Below are 16,660 nucleotides of genomic sequence, written 5' to 3' on the forward strand. Positions count from 1 at the left end.
CATCCGATCCATCACTCCGGGGAAACCACCATGCGCCATTGCCCCCCGGAGGCTGTCGTGTTCACCGGCAGCGTGAAGTGCACGCGGCGCGCCCGCAGGGCGGAACGGTCCAGGAGCTTCCATGTACAAACGAATCCTTGTTTGCTTCGACGGCAGCGAAACGTCGAACCAGGCGCTCGTGGCCGCGCTGCAGCTGGCACGCGAGGCCGACGGCCGCGTGCGCATCGTCCACGCGTTCGATGCCATGGCCTATCTCACCGGCTACGAGTACGGCGCCCAGGTCTACGATGACGCCCTGCGGTCCGCCGGTGAGATGCTGGACAAGGCCCTCGAGATTTCCAAGTCCTCCGGCGTGCCCGCAGACAAGAAGATGCTCGACATCCCCGGCGCACGGCTCGGCGAAGTGGTGGCCGAGGAGGCCAGGGCGTGGAACGCCGACCTCGTCGTGGTCGGCACGCACGGTCGCCGCGGGATCGGTCGCGTGCTCCTCGGCAGCGGTGCGGAGCAGGTGATCCGGATGGCACCCGTCCCCGTCCTCGCGTTCCGCGCTCGATGAGGTTGGCGCGAGGACTCGCTGCCGCACGCTGCGATCGGGGCCAACCAGCCCGGGCATGCCGGCTCGCGGGGGACTGAACATGTTGTGGCAAGCCCTTCTCTCGGTCCGCGACGCCGGCCGGCTGTACGACATCGCCAGCACGCTCGTCCGGTACGGCTTCGGCGACGTGGTGCGTCGCGCCGGCCTGGCGGACATGCTGGAACGCGCCGGCCGCGCCCTGCACTGGCAGCACGCCGAAGAATTCGCGCACCTGCCGCCGGCTGCGCGCGTACGGCGGGCGATGGAGGAACTGGGGCCGACCTTCGTCAAGCTGGGACAGGTGCTGGCGACCCGCATCGACCTGTTCGACCCGGAGTGGATCGCCGAGTTCAGCCGGCTGCATGACGGCTCGCTGGCCCTTCCCTTCGATGCGGTGCGCGAGCAGATGGTGGAAGACCTCGGCTGCGACCCGGAAGAAGCGTTCGCCACGTTCGACCCGGACCCGCTGGCCACCGGATCGCTCGCGCAGGTCTATCGCGCCCGGCTCCACGACGGCACGGCCGTCATCGTGAAGGTGCGGCGGCCGGGCATCCTGCCTGTCGTCGAAGCCGATCTTCGGCTGCTGGCGCGTCTCGCGCAGCTGGCGGAGGGAGAGATCGATTCGCTGCGCGCTTTCCGGCCGGTGCAGATGGTGCGTGAGTTCACGCAGTCGCTGCGCCGCGAGATGGACTTCGCCTCCGAAGCACGGAACGGCCGACGGGTCGCGGAGAACTTCGCGGCGTACAGCGACGGCGGCGGGCCGTCGGGGCCGCTCGATCAGCCCGGCACGCTGGAGCTGGAACCGGTGATCGTCATTCCGGCCGTCTACTGGGAAAGCGAACGCCTGTGCGTGCAGGAACAGGTGACGGGCATCCCTGGCACCCGCCTGGCGGACGTGGACGCGGCGGGGCTGGACCGGCGGCTGCTGGCACGGCGTGGCGCCCGCGCCGTCCTGAAGATGATCCTCACCGACGGCTTCTACCACGCCGACCCGCACCCGGGGAACGTCTTCTACCTTCCGGGCAATCGGATCGCCTTCATCGACTTCGGCATGGTCGGGCGGCTGCCCGAAGAACGCCGCGAGCAGCTGGTGCGATTGCTGCTGGGACTGGTCAAGCACGACGCGGACGCCGTCGCCGACGTTCTGATGGACTGGACCGGCAAGGCGACGGTGGACGTCGAACGCCTGGTCGAGGACATCGGCCAGTTCGTGGACCAGTACCGCGGCTTGCCGCTGCGGCAGCTGCGCCTCGGCGAGATGCTCGGCGAGGTGGTGCGGATGCTGCGCGAATACCGCCTGGTGCTGCCGTCCGACCTGGCCCTGCTGATCAAGGCCTTCATCACGCTCGAGGGCATGGGCCGGGAGCTGGACCCGGACTTCAACATGGCCGGCGAGGCGCTGCCCGTGCTGGAACACGCGATGCGCGAGCACTATGCCCCGGACGCCGTGCTCGCACGCGGCTGGCGGTCGGCGCGGCAGGTGCTGTCGCTGCTCGGGGGCTTGCCCCAGGACCTGTCCCGGCTGTTGCGCGCGGCACGGGCGGGACGGCTGGACATCCGGGTGGATGTGCCGCAACTCGGGCAGGCCGGCAACCAGGTCGACCGCGCCGCCAGCCGGCTCTCGATGGCCATCGTGATCGCGGCGCTGATCATCGGCTCGTCCATCGTCATGACGGTGCCGGGCGGCCCGAGCCTCCTCGGCCTGCCCTTCTTCGGGCTGCTCGGCTTCGTGGGCGCCGTCGTGGGCAGCCTTTGGCTGATCGTTTCCATCGCACGCAGCGGCAAGGCGTGAAACACGGGTATGGTCCTGAAGTGATGGACCCCACCTGGCGCCGCTGGCCCGCCCTGCGCGGCGGCTTCCTGGCCGTGCTGGCCGCGGCGCTGTTCGGCATCAGCACGCCCCTGGTGCAGCGTGCCGGCGAAGGCGTGGGCCCCTTCACGACCGCCGCGCTGCTGTACGCGGGTGCGGCCCTGCTGGGAGCGGTCATGCGCCGGCACGCTGGCCGGGAAGCGAAGGTCCGGCGGGCGGACCTGCCGCGCCTGCTGGCGATGGCGGCGTTCGGCGCCGTGCTCGGTCCCGTGGCGCTGGCCTGGGGCTTGCAACACACCAGCGGCACCAGCGCATCGCTCATGCTCGCACTGGAAGCGCTGTTCACCGCCGTCCTGGCGCGCTGGCTTTATCACGAAGCCATGGACCGGCGCGTGTGGACGGCGATGCTGTTGCTGCTGGCCGGCGGCGTGCTGCTGGTCGTGGACCGCGGGGCCGCGGGCCGCGCGCAGCTGCTCGGCCTCCTCGCCGTGCTGCTCGCCACCGCCGCCTGGGGCGTCGACAACGCCCTGTCCCGCGGGGTGGCGGAACGCGACCCGGCGCAGGTGGTGCTGGTGAAGGCATCGCTCGGCGCGCCTGCCGCGCTCCTGCTGGCATTCGCCTGGCAAGAGTCCCTGCCGGGCGGGCTGCAGGTCGCGGCCCTGCTTGCCATCGGCGCGACGGGCTACGGCCTCAGCCTGCGGCTGTACCTGCTGGCGCAGCGCGCCTTCGGCGCCGCGCGCACGGGCTCGGTGTTCGCCTTCGCGCCCTTCATCGGTGCGGCAGTGGCCATCGCACTCGGCGAACGCGCGGCGAGCTGGGGCATGGCGGCGGGCGGGCTCCTGATGCTGGCCGGCGTGGTGGTGCACCTGTACGAGCGGCACGAGCACGAACACGCGCATGATCCGCTGGAACACGAGCATGCGCACCGGCACGACGACGGCCACCACGCGCACACGCACGATCCCATGCCCGAAGGCGAGCACAGCCACGGCCACGTCCATGCACCGGTGCGGCACAGCCATCCGCACGTGCCGGACGCGCACCACACGCACCGTCACTAGCCGGAGAACCGGCGAAAGGAGAACCGCATGGATCCCTCCGGCGCCACATCGAGGCACGGCCTCTCCCGCATGATCTTCCTCGCGTGCAGCGCCTGGATGGTCGGCCTGGGCCTGTACTTCCTCTTCGTGCGGCCCTTGCTCCTGCCGGAGGATCCCCGCTTCATCGGCGCGCCGCTCGAGACCATCCGCAGCGCCTTGCCCGGCCTGGAGCGATGGCTGGGGCACGTCTTCAATGTCCTGGGCGGATTCATGGCCGCCTGCGGCATCCTGCTCGCCGTACTGGCATGGAACCTGGACCGCCGCCTTCCCGGCACCTTCCCTGCCTTGTGCGCCGCCGGGGCCGCGAGCGTCGGGCTCATGAGCGCCACGAATTTCGCCATCCACTCCGACTTCCGGTGGCGTAGCCCCGGCGAACGCGCCGATCACCAGCAGCCTGGGTTCGCCGACGGTCTCCCACGCCTTGAAGGGATGCCGAGCACGCGCCCCTGCATCCGGGTGACGGATCCGGGTACACGCCCGCCACCCTCGTCGGTGACGGTCGACATCGAAGAACCCATCATCGCCATCGAGCGCTGGTCCATGTGGCGCGAGAGCCGGCGCGGATCGTCGAGCGCTTCGAAGAGGACCGCGGTGCGGCACGCACGAGACCCTGCGCCTCGTACGGGCGGCGGCCGGCGTTCATGCCCGCCACCGCTTCAACCGCAGCGCATTGCCCACCACCGACACCGAGCTGAGGCTCATGGCCAGTGCCGCCAGCATCGGCGAGAGCAGCCAGCCGGTCCACGGATAGAGGACGCCGGCGGCCAGCGGGATGCCAAGCGCGTTGTAGAGGAACGCGAACACCAGGTTCTGGCGCATGTTGCGTACCGACGCCTCGGACAGGTCCCGCGCGTCCGCGATGGCGCGCAGGTCGCCCTTCACCAGCGTGACCTGCGCGCTCTCCATGGCGACGTCGGTGCCCGCACCCATGGCGATGCCGACGTCGGCGCCGGCCAGGGCGGGCGCGTCGTTGATGCCGTCCCCCGCCATCGCAACCACCAGCCCCTGCGACTTGAACCGGCGCGCCAGTTCCAGCTTGTCCTGCGGCTTCACTTCACCGTGGACCTCGTCGATGCCCAGCGCCTGCGCCACCGACTTCGCCGTCGCCAGCCCGTCGCCGGTCGCCATCACCATCCGGATCCCCTGGCCGCGCAGCCTGGCGATGGCTTCGGGCGTCGTGGCCTTGACCGGATCCGCCACCGCCAGCAAGCCCGCGAAGCGGCCGTCGACCGACAGGTACATGACACTCGCGCCGGTGCCGCGCAGCGCGTCGGCCTCCGATGCCAGCGCCGAGACATCCACGCCGTTCTTGTCCATCAGGGCCGTATTGCCCAGCCCAAGGCTCCGGCCCTCGACCGAGCCGGTGACGCCGATGCCGCTGGCCGATTCGAACGTCTCCGCCTTCGCGAGAGGCAGTCCCTGCGCCTTCGCGGCGGCGACGATGCTGTGGGCCAGCGGATGCTCGCTGCCCTGGTCCAGGCTGGCCGCCAGGCGCAGGACTTCGTCGCCGGTGAACCCGGGCGCCGCCACCGCCTTCCGGAATGCCGGTTTGCCTTCGGTGAGCGTGCCGGTCTTGTCGACGATCAGCACGTCGACCTTGCGCATGTTCTCGATCGCGGAAGCGTCCTTGAACAGCACCCCGCGCCGGGCGCCTTCGCCGGTGGCGACCATCACCGACATCGGCGTGGCGAGCCCCAGTGCGCAGGGGCAGGCGATGATCAGCACGGCCACCGCATTGATCAAGCCGTACACCCAGGAAGGCTCGGGCCCCAGGAAGTCCCAGGCGAAGAAGGTGGCCAGTGCGGCCAGCACCACGCCGACCACGAAGTACCCGGCCACCACGTCGGCCATGCGCTGCATGGGCGCCTTCGACCGCTGCGCCTGCGCGACCATCTGCACGATCTGCGACAGCACGGTGGCGGAGCCGACGCGCTCGGCCCGCATGACGAGCGCCCCGGAAGTGTTCACCGTCGCCCCGATCAGCTTGTCGCCGGGCTCCTTGGAGACCGGCATCGGCTCGCCGGTGACCATGGCCTCGTCGACGGCGCTCCTGCCTTCGACGACGACGCCGTCGACGGGCACCTTCTCCCCGGGGCGCACGCGCAGCAGGTCGCCCTCGTGCACGTGCGCAAGCGGGACGTCCGCTTCGGTCCCGTCGGCCGCGATGCGGCGCGCGGTCTTCGGTGCGAGCCCGAGCAGCGCCTTGATCGCCGCGCTCGCGCCGGAACGGGCGCGCAATTCCAGCACCTGCCCCAGCAGCGTGAGCGAGATGATGGCCGACGCAGCCTCGAAGTACACGGAGACGCGTCCCATCGACACGAAGGACGCGGGAAACACGCCGGGTGCCACCGTGGCCACCACGCTGTAGACGAACGCCGCGCCCGTGCCCAGCGCGATCAGCGTCCACATGTTCGGGCTGCGGTTCACCACCGAGGCCCAGCCGCGGCGGAAGAACGGCGCTCCCGCCCAGAGCACGACCGGCGCGCCAAGAGCGAGCTCGATCCAGGTCTGGGTCCGGGACCCCATGAGCCCCATGGAGTGGCCGAACATCGCCAGCAGCACGCCGGCGACCGTCAGCGGCAGCGTCCACCAGAAGCGCCGCTCGAAGTCCGCAAGTTCCGGATCCTTGCCTTCTTCCAGGCTGGGAAGCTCGGGCTCCAGCGCCATGCCGCACTTCCAGCAGGTGCCCGGATGGTCCTGCCGGACCTCGGGGTGCATGGGGCAGACGTAGACCGTTCCCGAGGGCGCCGGTGCAACGGCCGCGTGCCGGTCACCCTGGTCAGGGTCGCGATGCGCGTGCTGCCCGTGGTGCTGATGGCCATGGTCGTTCATGGGCGGTCTCCGTTGTCGTTCACTGCCCGGCGGCCTGGATCTCCGTGATCGTGTAGTTGCCGTTCGGGTTCGCGGCCCGGAAGCGGACCTTGTCGCCCTGCTTCACCTTGTCGAGCATGGCCGGATCGGAGACGCCGAACACCATCGTCATCGGGGGCATGTCCAGGTTCCTGATCTCCCCGTGCCGCACGGTGATCTTGCCCGCGGCCTTGTCGACCTTGCGGACCTCGCCTTCCGCCATGTCGGCGGCAGCGGCAGCCTGCGGATGGTGAGCGTTGTGGTCCGCCGATCCCGCCGGCTGCGCGGACGCCGTGAACGAAGCGCCGGCGGCGAGAACGCCGCAGAGGAGGATTCGATGCAGTCTTTTCATGGTCTGGTTTCCTTTCATTGCCTGGGCAACACCTTGATCTTCCCGACCATCCCGGCCTGGTAGTGGCCGGGGATCAGGCAAGCGAAGTCGAAGTCCCCGGCACGGTTGAAGTTCCAGACGAGCGTGCCCGCCTTGCCGGCCGCCACGTGCGACATGTGCGGTTCGTCGTGCTCCATGCCCGGGAACTTCTGCATCAGCGCGGCATGCTCGTCGAGCGACTTGCGGTCGCCGAGGACCATCTCGTGCAGCACCTTGCCCTTGTTGCGCACGACGAACTTCACGGTTTCGCCCTGCTTCACCTCGATGTTCGACGGCGTGAAGCGCATGTCGTCGGTCATGGTGACCTCCATCGTGCGCTTGGCGTCGCTCGCTTCGCCGGCGATGCCCCAGGGCTTCTGCTCCTTGGGGACCGGCGCCGCCGCCGTGGCGTGCGCCTTCTCGCCGTGCGCGAAGGCGGAACCGCCCGTCAGCGCGGCGGCGAAGGTGATGCCGGCGAGCGCCAGCGCGTGCTTGGTGTGTTTCATGTTCGTTCCCTTGTTCAATGGCTTCCGTGTCCCGATGCCGGCTTGCGGACGCGCACTTCGACGTCCTTCGCCGCGGGCGCGCCGGCCGCGGAAGGTAGTTTTCCGGGCGCCGTTCCCCCGGCCCGAGCCGGCTCGGGCAGCGCGCCGCCGAACTCGTAGGCGACGGTTCCCTGCGGATGCCGAAACCAGCCCGGGTCCGCGTAGTCGCCCCGCTTCTGCCCGCGCCGGACCTTCACGGTCGTGAACATGCCCCCCATCTCCAGGCCGCCGAAGGGCCCCCGGCCGTCCATCATCTTCTGCGTGTTGTCGGGCAGGGGCATCTCCATCTCGCCCATGTCGGCCATGCCGCGCTCGCCCATCACCATGTAGTCGGGCACCAGCTGCGAGATCTTCTTCGCCACCCCACGATGGTCGACGCCGATCATGGTGGGCACGTCGTGGCCCATCGCTCCCATCGTGTGATGGCTCTTGTGGCAATGGAAGGCCCAGTCGCCCTCCTCGTCGGCGAGGAATTCGATCTGGCGCATCTGCCCCACCGCGATGTCGGTGGTGACTTCATGCCAGCGCGTGCTGCGCGGCGTAGGGCCGCCGTCGGTGCCGGTGACGACGAACTCGTGCCCGTGCAGGTGCATGGGGTGGTTGGTCATCGACAGGTTGCCCACGCGGATGCGCACCTTGTCGCCGTGCCGGACGTTCATCGAGGCGATGCCGGGAAACACCCGGCTGTTGAAGGTCCAGATGTTGAAGTCCGTCATCGTCATGATCTTCGGTGTGTACGCGCCGGGCTCGATGTCGTAGGCGTTGAGCAGGAACACGAAATCGCGGTCCACTTCGTCGATCAGCGGGTGCCGGCCCTTGGGGTGCGTGACCCAGAAGCCCATCATGCCCATCGCCATCTGCACCATCTCGTCGCCGTGCGGGTGGTACATGAAGGTGCCGGGCCGTCGAGCCACGAACTCGTAGACGAAGGTCTTGCCGGGCTGGATGGTGGGCTGCGTCAGGCCGCCGACGCCGTCCATGCCGTTGGGCAGGCGCTGCCCGTGCCAGTGGATGCTGGTGTGCTCGGGCAGCTTGTTGGTCACGAAGACGCGCACGCGGTCGCCCTCGACCACCTCGATCGTGGGTCCCGGCGACTGGCCGTTGTAGCCCCACAGGTGCGCCTTGAAGCCCGGCGCCATCTCGCGCACGACGGGCTCCGCGACGAGGTGGAACTCCTTGACGCCGTCCTTCATGCGCCAGGGCGCGGTCCAGCCATTGAGGGTGACCACGGGGTTGTAGGGCCGTCCGGTCGGCGGCGCCAGCGGGCCCGCCGTGTCCGGCTTGGTCTGGACCACGGGCTCGGGCAAGGCGGCCATCGCGACCTTGCTGACCGAGGCCGCGCCCACCGCGCCGGCGATGGCGCCGACGCCGGTGAGGAAGTTTCGTCTGTTCGACATGGTGTCCTTCGTCGTTCGTCAATGGCCCGCATCGGACGCGGCCGCAGCGCCTGCCGAGGACGGCGCATCGGTGGCGCCGGCTCGCGGCCTGCCGATCAAGGTGGAGGAGAGGGCGGCATCGGCGATCCAGAAGTCGCGCTGCGCCTCGATGGCGGCGATGACGCCGGAGACCTGCTCGCGCGCATCGGCGAGCAGTTCGAACACGCCGATGATCATGCCGTTGTAGCGCAGCAGGTTCTCCTCGGAGATGGTCCTGCGCAGCGGCACGAGCTCGTCGCGCTGGTGCCGCGCCTGGTCGTACGCCGTCCGGTAGGCCGCGTAGCTTTCGCGCGCCTGCGAACCCGCGGCGCGGGCCACCGCCTCGTAGCGCTGCGCGGCGGCGAACGAGCGGGCGTCGAGCGCGGCACTGCGCGTCGCGCCGCCGTCGAACAGCGGCAGGCGGATCTCGAGCTCCCACCCTCGCGTCGTCGACTTCTCGCCGCTGCCCTCGAAGCGCGTGTCGCGGCGGGCGCCGAGCTCCACGTCCAGGAGCTGCGTGGCCAGGTCGACGCCGCGGCCGCGGCCGGCCGCTTCGAGTTCCAGCCGCGCCAGGCGCGCGTCGAGCCGCTGCGAAGCGAGCGCCTGCGAGACCTCCTCCGGCGCCCTCGGTGCCTTCGGCAGTTCCGGCAGGCGCGCGGGCAGCTTCAGCACGCTGGCTTGCTGCTGCGTCAAGCCCAGCTCGCGCACCAGCGCCTCGCGTGCAGCGATCGCCTGCTGCCGCGCGTTCGCGAACCGGGCGGTCGCGTCCGCATAGAAAAGGTGCTGGCGCGCGGCCTGCAGCTTGGTGAAATTGCCGGCCGCCTGCATGCGGCGCGCGAGTTCGGCGCTGGCCTCGGCGGCGTCCTTCACCTGCGTGGCGTACGTCTCGACCTCGCGTGCGGCGACGGCGCGCACCCAGGCCTGCCGCGCGGCCGCCACCTGGTCGACGATGGCGCCGGCCATGCGCACCCTCGCCTGCTCGGAAGCGATCCTCGACACGGCACGGCGCTGCGGCAGCGTGACCAGGTCGAAGAGCCCGACCGACAGCAGGCGCCCCAGCTCCAGGTCGGCGCCTTCGCGCAGCCGCTCGAAGGAGAAGGCGACGCCGCCCGGCAGGCCCCGCTGGCGGGCGGCCGCGACCTCGGTCCACCCCTGGGCCAGCGCCTCCTGGAAGGCGGGGCTGTTGGCGAGCGCGAGCCGGACCGCGCCATCCTGGGTCAGGGGCTGGGCGAGGAGATCGTCGGCCAGCCTGGCCGCCGCTTCGCGCTGCGACGGTTCGTGCTGCAGCTCGGCGCCCGCACCGGTCGCCACCGGCCCCGCCAGCCGGTTGGCTTCGCGCAGTTCGGCTTGCATGTCGGGAGCGGCGCAACCGGCGAGCGCGAGCCCCACGACCGCCACCGCGAGCCTGGAGGTGGCTGTCGGATTCATCGATGGTGCTCCTGGTGGGGCGACGCCGGACGCGCCGGCGCCGCGGCAGGCGCCGGACGCGAAGGCGCGGGCACGGTGCCCTGCGAAGTCCCGCCGCCGTGGATCTCGCGTGCGTAGGCCCGCCAGCCGCCGACTTCACGCACGGTGTCGTTCGCCCGGCGCCAGTCGCCGACTTCGCCGGCGGAGAAGGGGCGGTAGCCGTCGAAGGCGGATGGGTAGGCGGCGTCGGCGGCCGTGGCCGGCGAAGGCGCGGCGGGCGCCTGTGCCCCGGCTCCCGCCCCAGTGGCGAGCGCGGCGGCGGCAATGACGATGTTCCTGGAGATGCGTGGCATGGGTCCTCGCGTGACGACGTGAAGCGTGCGCCGGATCGCGGCAGGCGCGGTCGGCAGGTGCGGCAATGCGGCAGCCAGGCCCGGCAACGCCGGGCCGCGGCTGGTGCTCAGGCGCGAGGGGGTTTGTCGGGGGTGGGCGCGTGCCGCGTCAGCACGCGGGCCGGCCCCGGCAGGGGCTGCAGGAGGTGGGCGTTCTCTCCGAGCCGCAACGCCGGCGGCTCGGAGAGCGCCACGAGGTTGCAGCAGGCCGCGCACACCGGGCACCCGTGGCCGTCGTCCACGGCGGAGGCGGTCGCCTGCGCATCCAACGCCGGCTGCAAGGCCTGCGAGGACGGTTCATCCGCGCCGTCGGTGCGGCCATGCGCATGCGATGCGGCGTCGTGCTCCGCGCCGTGCCCATGCGACGCATGGTCGTGGCCGGCGGCCTGCGTCGTGCCCGCATGCACCGGTCCGCAGAAAAGCATGGCGGCGGCCGCCATCCCCTGCAGGGGAAGCGCGGCCATGAGGAGCCATGCGATGACCAGACGGAGCGTCGACATACCTTTCACATCCTAGCGCATGCCACCGGGAGGGGACGGCCCAGCCCCCGAAGCCCATGCCGCGAGGGTTGCCGTGGGGATGGCGTTCATGGGGGTTGCATCCTGAACCTTCCCCCTGGGGCAAGGTCAAGCCCCTGCTGCCCGGAGGGCCGCGCGCCGGCGGCTCAGCCGCGCGTCACCAGCACCGGCACCGGCGCCAGCCGGATCACCTGTTCCGCACCGCTTCCCAGCAGCAGGCGGCTGGGGCCGCTGCGGCCATGCGTGCCCACGACGATCAGGTCGGCCTGCCAGTCGGCCGCCGCCCTGGCGACCGCATCGCCCAGCCGCAGGCCGAGCTCGTCGACCATCAGCGTGTCCGCGGTCGCGCCGGCGGCCTGCGCCGCCGCAAGGCTGTCCGCCAGGATCTGCCGGCCGCTGCCACGCAGCGCCTCGTACAGCGCGCCGGAGCCGCCACCCGAGGGGTCGTACCCGGTCAGGTACGCGGTGCGGTCCATCACGTGCACCAGCCGCAGCTGCCCGCCGTTCTCGCGCGCCAGCCGGCCGGCGGTCTGCAGCGCGTGCAGCGACGTGTCGCTGCCGTCGACGGGGACCAGGATGCGCTTGAACATGGCTTGCTCCTTTCCGTGCGCGAACGCGCTGCCGCTCAGGGCTTCTGCCAGCTGCGCGACGACAGCGCCAGCTGCAGCGTACGCGGATCCTGCGTGAACAGCAGCGCGGCCTCGCGCGACGACCTTCCCGGAAGATAGTCCAGTTCGAGTTCGCTGCTCTCGAGCACGGTCTCTCCGCGCCGCAGCTCGCCGGCGACGCGCAGTGCCGCGGCCGTGGCGCGTCCGTCGTTGTGCACCTTGAGCCGCACCACGAACTGCCCGCCTTGCGGCGCGACGTCCACGATCTCGATCCGCGGCTGCGGCTGGCCGTCACGCGCTGTGACGGCGTCGACCAGCAGGTAGCCGATGCTCGCTACCAGCAGCAGCAGGCCGACACCGGCCGCGACCCATTCCCAGAACGGCGGCGGCGGCTCGGCGCCGTCCTGGCGCTTCGGGCCGGCCGGGTTCTTCGGGTTGTCGCGCGTGTTCGCCATGTCAGAGGATGAGGCGTGCGGCCGCGGCGCCGACGGCCGCGGGGAAACCGAGGACGGACACCACCTGCAGCGCCGGCGCGAGGCCGAGCCCGTCGAAACGGCCGAAGGTCCAGAGCAGGTAGGCACTGCCCAGCAAGGCGATGGCGTAGCCGGTGATGCTGAAGCGCGCGAGCACGCTCCAGCCGCCGGCGCGGTCCTCCGGCTGGCCGCGGAAGGCCACCGCATAGACGAAGGTGTGCATGACGACCACGGAAACGACCATGAGCAAGGCCCCGCCCCAGGGCGGGAGGCGCAGCGCGATCAGCAGCATCTCCTCGGTCGGTGCCAGGTTGAAGGCCAGGAACAGCGCGCCCACGCCCATGATGAACAGGTCGCTGGCGTAGCGCGCGACGCCGCCCCGTGGCTCCTGCGCCTCGTCCTGGTGGCCCAGCTGCGACTGCGCCAGCAAGGCGCCGATGCTGGCCGGCACCGCCTGCAGCGAGACCTTGCCGACCACTTCCCGCACCGACATCTCCAGGGTCAGCACGCCGAGGAGCGCCAGGACGACGGCCGATGCGACGAACCCGACGCCGTAGGCCACCAGCGCATCGACGAGGTCGTCGCGCAGGCTGAAGGTGGGCTCGAACCCGACATGCCACGACAGCGCCACGAGGAAGGGAAAGAACAGCAGGAGCAGCAGCGCCAGCCTGGCGGAGGGAATGCCGAAGCCCAGCCACCACATCTCCATGGTCATCAGGAGCGGCAGGCCGAAGATCACGGCACCCGCGAACGCGCGCGCGAGCCCGCGCCCGAAGTCCCTGTTGCGATGGTCCGTCTTGCTCATGCGCGGCGAAAGATAGCACCTCGGCAGCAGCCTGGGGTGGCCATCCGGCCGCCGGGATCGGACGCTTCCTACCGACGGAGCGCGCCCCGCCCGACGCCGGGCTGGCTTCCTGCGGCTGACCATGCGGACGCAAAGGAGCACGTGATGAAGAAGCACATCCTGATCGGGTTGGCGGTGGCGCAGGCCGCGGCGCTGGCCTTCGCCCAAGGGGCCGGCCAGGCGGAATTCCGCTGCGGCGGCGTCGGCGACGCGGAACAGCAGCAGTTCAAGGCGCAGGCGGCCGATCACGACATGCTGGTGACCTTCGCCAGCACCACCGGCGCTTACGTCGCCGACGTCGACGTGAAGATCACGGGCGCGGACGGCAAGGTGGTGCTGCAGGCGCGCTGCGGCGGGCCGCTGATGCTGGTGAACGTGCCCGGCTCCGGCCCGCACCAGGTGGAGGCTTCCTTCAACGGGCAGTCGCAGCGCAAGGCGGTCACCGTGGGCAAGCAGCCCGCGCGCCTGTCCTTCACGTGGTCGGTCTCCTGAGGAGCATGCAATGAACGAGAAGCAGGACAAGTCCGCGCAACCCTGGCATCCCGCCGACGAGAAGCCGGCCGGCAAGCACGGCAACGGCGCGCCGATCGGCACGCACAGCCTGACCGGGAGCAGCGCCAACGTCGGCATGCCGCCGAAGGCGAAGGACGCCGAACGTGGCGTGCCGGCCGAGCAGCCGCCCGGCGGCGCGGAAGTGGACCCGCTCGCCGAACCGCGCGCGCAGGGCGGCGACCTCCTCGGCCGCAAATCCTGAGTCGATAGACCGACGGTGCTGCGCCCGCGGCCGGAGCAGGCACGCCGCTTCTACGCGAACGGCGCGCTGCTCGTGAGCGATGCGCCCTTCGGGCTGGGCTGCTTCAGCTTTCTGCGCAGCGGGCCCTGAGCTTCACCCGATCCACTTCGGCAGCCAGGTCGCGATCTGCGGCAGCCAGAACACCGCGGCGAGCAGCAGCAGGCTCATCACGACGTAAGGCACCACGGCGCGGAAGATGTGCGCCATCGTCACCTGCGGCGGCGCCACGCCGCGCATCGTCATCAGCAGCAGGCCGTGCGGCGGCAGCAGCAGCCCGAGCTGCATGCAGATCAGGAACATGACGCCGAACCACACCGGGTCGATGCCGAGGCTCTGCACGATCGGCATGAAGATCGGCAGCGTGATCATCATCATGCTGACCTGGTCGACGAAGATGCCCAGGAAGATCAGCATCAGCATCATGCCCGCCACGATGGCGCCGGTGGACCAGCCCTGCCCCGTGATCAGCTGCACCAGGCCGTTGCTGGCGCCGGAGAAGGAGAGGATCTGCGCGAAGGTGGTGGCGCCCAGGATGATGAAGAGGATCATCCCCGAGATGCCGGCCGTCCCTTTCAGCGCCTTGAGCAGCGCCTCGAAGGTGAGCGCCCGATAGAGCGCGGCGAGCACCAGCGTGGCGAAGGCGCCGAGCGCCGCGCACTCGGTGGGCGTGGCCCAGCCCTGGGCCAGTGCCCCGACCACGATGCCGAAGATCGACAGCGTTGGCAGCACGTAGGCGAAGAACGGCCGCCATCGTTCCCAGCCGGTGTGCATCGGCTGGTCCTCGGTGGCGGGCGCCAGGTGCGGGCTGATGCGCACGCGCAGCACGATCCACAGCACGAAGGCCGCCGACAGGATCACGCCCGGGAGCACGCCGCCGATCAGCAGCTTGGAAATGGAGATGCCCGACAGCGACCCGAGCAGCACGGTCAGGGCTGAAGGCGGGATCAGCATGTCCACCGCGCCGATGGCCATGATCGGGCCGGTGGCGAGCGTCGGGTGGTAGCCCTTGGACAGCATCACGGGCAGCAGCAGCGAGCCGAGCATCGCGGTGGTCGCGATGGTGGAGCCCGAGATGGCGGAGAAAACGGTGCCGGCCACCACGGCGACGACGGCGAGCCGGCCGGGCAGGCGCCGGATGAGCCTCTCGATGCCTTCGATCACCTTCAGTGCGAGGCCGGTGTGGAACAGCACTTCGCCCATCAGCACGAACAGCGGGATCGGCGTCAGCGAGAAGGCGGTGACCGAGCTGACGCTGCTGCGCGCCAGCTGCGCCAGCCCCGCCTCGCCGCCCATGTACAACCAGGCGCCGACGATGTTGACGGTGATGAAGGTCAGCGCCACCGGCATGCCGATGAACAGCAGCACCGTGGAGCCGCCCAGCATCAGCCAGGCGGCGATCACCCAGCCGGACATCATGCGCGCCCCTTCACGCGGCGCTCACCGCTTCGTGGCGCGGGCCGCGTTCGCCGGCGTACAGCCGGCCCATGCGGAAGCCCATCTCGATCGCCAACAGCACGAAGACGATGGGCAGCGGCGCCAGCGACCACCACTCCGGCGTCACCAGCGTCTTGATGTTGACCGCGCCTTCGCGGAAGCTGGCGAGGGCCGCCCGCGCGCCGTACCAGGCCATGAACAGGCAGCAGGCCAGGCCGATGGCATCGCCCACCCACTCCAGTGCCCAGGCCACCTTCTTCGGCAGCGCCTGCAGCAGGATGTCGACGCGGATGTGCTGCCCCTGGCGCAGCAGCCAGGGCGCGACGCACATCGTCAGCAGGTACAGCATCAGCTCCGACACCTCGTTGCTCCACGCGAGCCCCCGCGGCAGGCCGGGGACCGCGATGTTGCGCAAGGCGACGTCCGCCACGATGACGAGCATCATGGCGAACAGGATGAAGCAGCCGGCCAGCGCCAGCGCGGCCAGCAGCTTGCCGAAGGCGTCGGAAGCCTTGCCGGTCACTTGCGCGAGAACAGCGGTTTGAAGCGCCCGGCGATCTCGGGGCTCTGCTTCTCGGCGCTGGCCCAGCCCACCTGGTAGGCCTTGTCGACGAAGGACTTCGAGGTGGCGGCATCGAACTTGATGGTTTCGATGCCGGCCTTCTGCTGGCGCGCCACTTCGTCGGCGGTGTATTGCGCCCAGAACGTGTTCTGCGCCTCCAGCGCGAGCAGCTGCTTTTGCAGGTAGTCGCGCTGCGCCGGCGTGAGCTTGCGGTACGCCGGCAGGTTCATGATCAGCGACACCTCGGCGTCGTAGAAACCGGGGTCGATGCGGAACTTGGTCTTCTCGTGCCAGTTCAGGTCGAAGATGCCGCCGATCGGCCAGCCGTAGCCGTCGACCACGCCGCGCTCGAGCGCCGTGTACACCTCGCCCGGCGGCGTCGTGATCACGTTGGCGTTGAGGGACTGGAAGAAGTCGCGGTACACCGGCGTGATGCGGATCTTCAGGCCTGCCAGGTCGGGCTTCTCGACCTTCTTGTTGGTGTAGATGTGGAACGGCTGGTTCTCCACCATCCGCGCCAGGTACTGCATGTTGCCCTTCTCGTTCCACACCTTGTTGATGGCGTCGAAGGCGCCGTTGCGGCGCTGCTCGGCCACCGGCACCTGCGTGAGCTTCAGGAAGTCGGCTTCCGGCATCACGTTGGTGTAGAAGGCGCCGGTGTTCAGCGCCATGTCCACGACCCCGGTCTTGACCGCGTTGCCGACCTCGAAGGGAGGCATCGCCTTGGGACCTCCGATGAAGTTGATCTGCAGCACGCCCTTGCCCTCGGCGTTGAACTTCTGGATCCACGGCTGCAGTCGCTGCACGTAGATGCCGTTCTCGGCGAACGCGCTCACCAGGCGCAGCGTCGCCTCCTGGGCGGCGGCGCCCGCTGCGAAGCCCGTGGCCAGCAGCAGCGCCGCGGCCTTGTGCACGATGGAAAGCTTCATCTTCAGGGTCTCCTTGCGGTCGCGTCGAACATAAGC

Annotated in this window: 18 protein-coding genes; 5 read left to right on the forward strand and 13 right to left on the reverse strand. The window is 70.3% G+C overall.

Annotation, left to right across the window (positions count from 1 at the left end; all coding sequences use genetic code 11):
- The first annotated feature begins 121 nt into the window (after positions 1-121).
- From IM787_RS00560 to IM787_RS00570, 3 genes are all read left to right on the forward strand, one after another.
- The gene (locus IM787_RS00560) at positions 122-556 is read left to right on the forward strand and encodes a universal stress protein (RefSeq protein ID WP_193674684.1); all 435 of its coding nucleotides are present in this window, start codon (positions 122-124) and stop codon (positions 554-556) included.
- A gap of 79 nt (positions 557-635) precedes the next feature.
- Complete coding sequence (locus IM787_RS00565) at positions 636-2,366, forward strand: ABC1 kinase family protein (protein ID WP_193674685.1); 1,731 nt, start codon at positions 636-638, stop codon at positions 2,364-2,366.
- A gap of 23 nt (positions 2,367-2,389) precedes the next feature.
- Complete coding sequence (locus IM787_RS00570) at positions 2,390-3,445, forward strand: DMT family transporter (RefSeq protein ID WP_193674686.1); 1,056 nt, start codon at positions 2,390-2,392, stop codon at positions 3,443-3,445.
- Positions 3,446-4,123: 678 nt separating this feature from the next.
- Here the strand turns inward: IM787_RS00570 and IM787_RS00575 are convergent.
- The 10 genes from IM787_RS00575 to IM787_RS00620 all read right to left on the reverse strand — a co-directional run bounded on the left by IM787_RS00575 (position 4,124) and on the right by IM787_RS00620 (position 12,867).
- Positions 4,124-6,316: a copper-transporting P-type ATPase gene (locus IM787_RS00575; RefSeq protein WP_193674687.1), complete on the reverse strand. Its 2,193-nt coding sequence runs from the start codon at positions 6,314-6,316 to the stop codon at positions 4,124-4,126.
- A 19-nt stretch (positions 6,317-6,335) separates the two neighbouring features.
- Entirely contained in the window at positions 6,336-6,686 is a 351-nt protein-coding gene (locus tag IM787_RS00580) for a copper-binding protein (RefSeq protein WP_193674688.1), read from the reverse strand.
- A gap of 14 nt (positions 6,687-6,700) precedes the next feature.
- Positions 6,701-7,210 carry a cupredoxin domain-containing protein gene (locus IM787_RS00585; protein WP_193674689.1) on the reverse strand — a complete coding sequence of 170 codons (510 nt, stop codon included), beginning with the start codon at positions 7,208-7,210 and terminating at the stop codon, positions 6,701-6,703.
- A gap of 14 nt (positions 7,211-7,224) precedes the next feature.
- Positions 7,225-8,646, reverse strand: coding sequence for a multicopper oxidase family protein (locus tag IM787_RS00590; RefSeq protein ID WP_193674690.1), 1,422 nt, complete (start codon positions 8,644-8,646; stop codon positions 7,225-7,227).
- Positions 8,647-8,664: 18 nt separating this feature from the next.
- The gene (locus IM787_RS00595; RefSeq protein WP_193674691.1) at positions 8,665-10,092 is read right to left on the reverse strand and encodes a TolC family protein; all 1,428 of its coding nucleotides are present in this window, start codon (positions 10,090-10,092) and stop codon (positions 8,665-8,667) included.
- The gene (locus IM787_RS00600; RefSeq protein ID WP_193674692.1) at positions 10,089-10,424 is read right to left on the reverse strand and encodes a hypothetical protein; all 336 of its coding nucleotides are present in this window, start codon (positions 10,422-10,424) and stop codon (positions 10,089-10,091) included. The genes IM787_RS00595 and IM787_RS00600 overlap by 4 nt, the downstream gene beginning before the upstream one ends.
- 107 nt (positions 10,425-10,531) lie before the next feature.
- Entirely contained in the window at positions 10,532-10,963 is a 432-nt protein-coding gene (locus IM787_RS00605) for a hypothetical protein (protein WP_193674693.1), read from the reverse strand.
- A gap of 164 nt (positions 10,964-11,127) precedes the next feature.
- On the reverse strand, positions 11,128-11,571 hold the full coding sequence (locus IM787_RS00610) for a universal stress protein (protein ID WP_193674694.1): 444 nt from the start codon (positions 11,569-11,571) through the stop codon (positions 11,128-11,130).
- A gap of 35 nt (positions 11,572-11,606) precedes the next feature.
- Positions 11,607-12,044, reverse strand: a complete 438-nt coding sequence (locus IM787_RS00615; RefSeq protein ID WP_193674695.1) for a TIGR02588 family protein — start codon at positions 12,042-12,044, stop codon at positions 11,607-11,609.
- A 1-nt stretch (position 12,045) separates the two neighbouring features.
- Positions 12,046-12,867: a TIGR02587 family membrane protein gene (locus tag IM787_RS00620; RefSeq protein ID WP_193674696.1), complete on the reverse strand. Its 822-nt coding sequence runs from the start codon at positions 12,865-12,867 to the stop codon at positions 12,046-12,048.
- A gap of 144 nt (positions 12,868-13,011) precedes the next feature.
- Here IM787_RS00620 and IM787_RS00625 point away from each other — a divergent pair, with 144 nt between their 5' ends.
- Both IM787_RS00625 and IM787_RS00630 read left to right on the forward strand, forming a co-directional pair.
- Entirely contained in the window at positions 13,012-13,398 is a 387-nt protein-coding gene (locus IM787_RS00625; protein ID WP_193674697.1) for a carboxypeptidase regulatory-like domain-containing protein, read from the forward strand.
- 10 nt (positions 13,399-13,408) lie between these two features.
- Entirely contained in the window at positions 13,409-13,660 is a 252-nt protein-coding gene (locus IM787_RS00630) for a hypothetical protein (protein ID WP_193674698.1), read from the forward strand.
- Positions 13,661-13,792: 132 nt separating this feature from the next.
- On the opposite strand, the gene IM787_RS00635 is transcribed toward IM787_RS00630, so the two are convergent.
- The 3 genes from IM787_RS00635 to dctP are packed head-to-tail and all read right to left on the reverse strand — an operon-like array spanning position 13,793 to position 16,624.
- A complete protein-coding gene (locus IM787_RS00635) occupies positions 13,793-15,115 on the reverse strand; it encodes a TRAP transporter large permease (RefSeq protein WP_227494028.1) in 1,323 nt (440 codons plus the stop codon).
- A 10-nt stretch (positions 15,116-15,125) separates the two neighbouring features.
- Complete coding sequence (locus tag IM787_RS00640) at positions 15,126-15,656, reverse strand: TRAP transporter small permease (RefSeq protein WP_354004332.1); 531 nt, start codon at positions 15,654-15,656, stop codon at positions 15,126-15,128.
- Positions 15,653-16,624 carry a TRAP transporter substrate-binding protein DctP gene (dctP, locus tag IM787_RS00645; protein ID WP_193674699.1) on the reverse strand — a complete coding sequence of 324 codons (972 nt, stop codon included), beginning with the start codon at positions 16,622-16,624 and terminating at the stop codon, positions 15,653-15,655. The genes IM787_RS00640 and dctP overlap by 4 nt, the downstream gene beginning before the upstream one ends.
- Positions 16,625-16,660: the final 36 nt, after the last annotated feature.

It is taken from the genome of Ramlibacter pallidus, from assembly GCF_015070875.1.
GTDB classification, from domain to species: Bacteria; Pseudomonadota; Gammaproteobacteria; order Burkholderiales; family Burkholderiaceae_C; genus Ramlibacter; species Ramlibacter pallidus.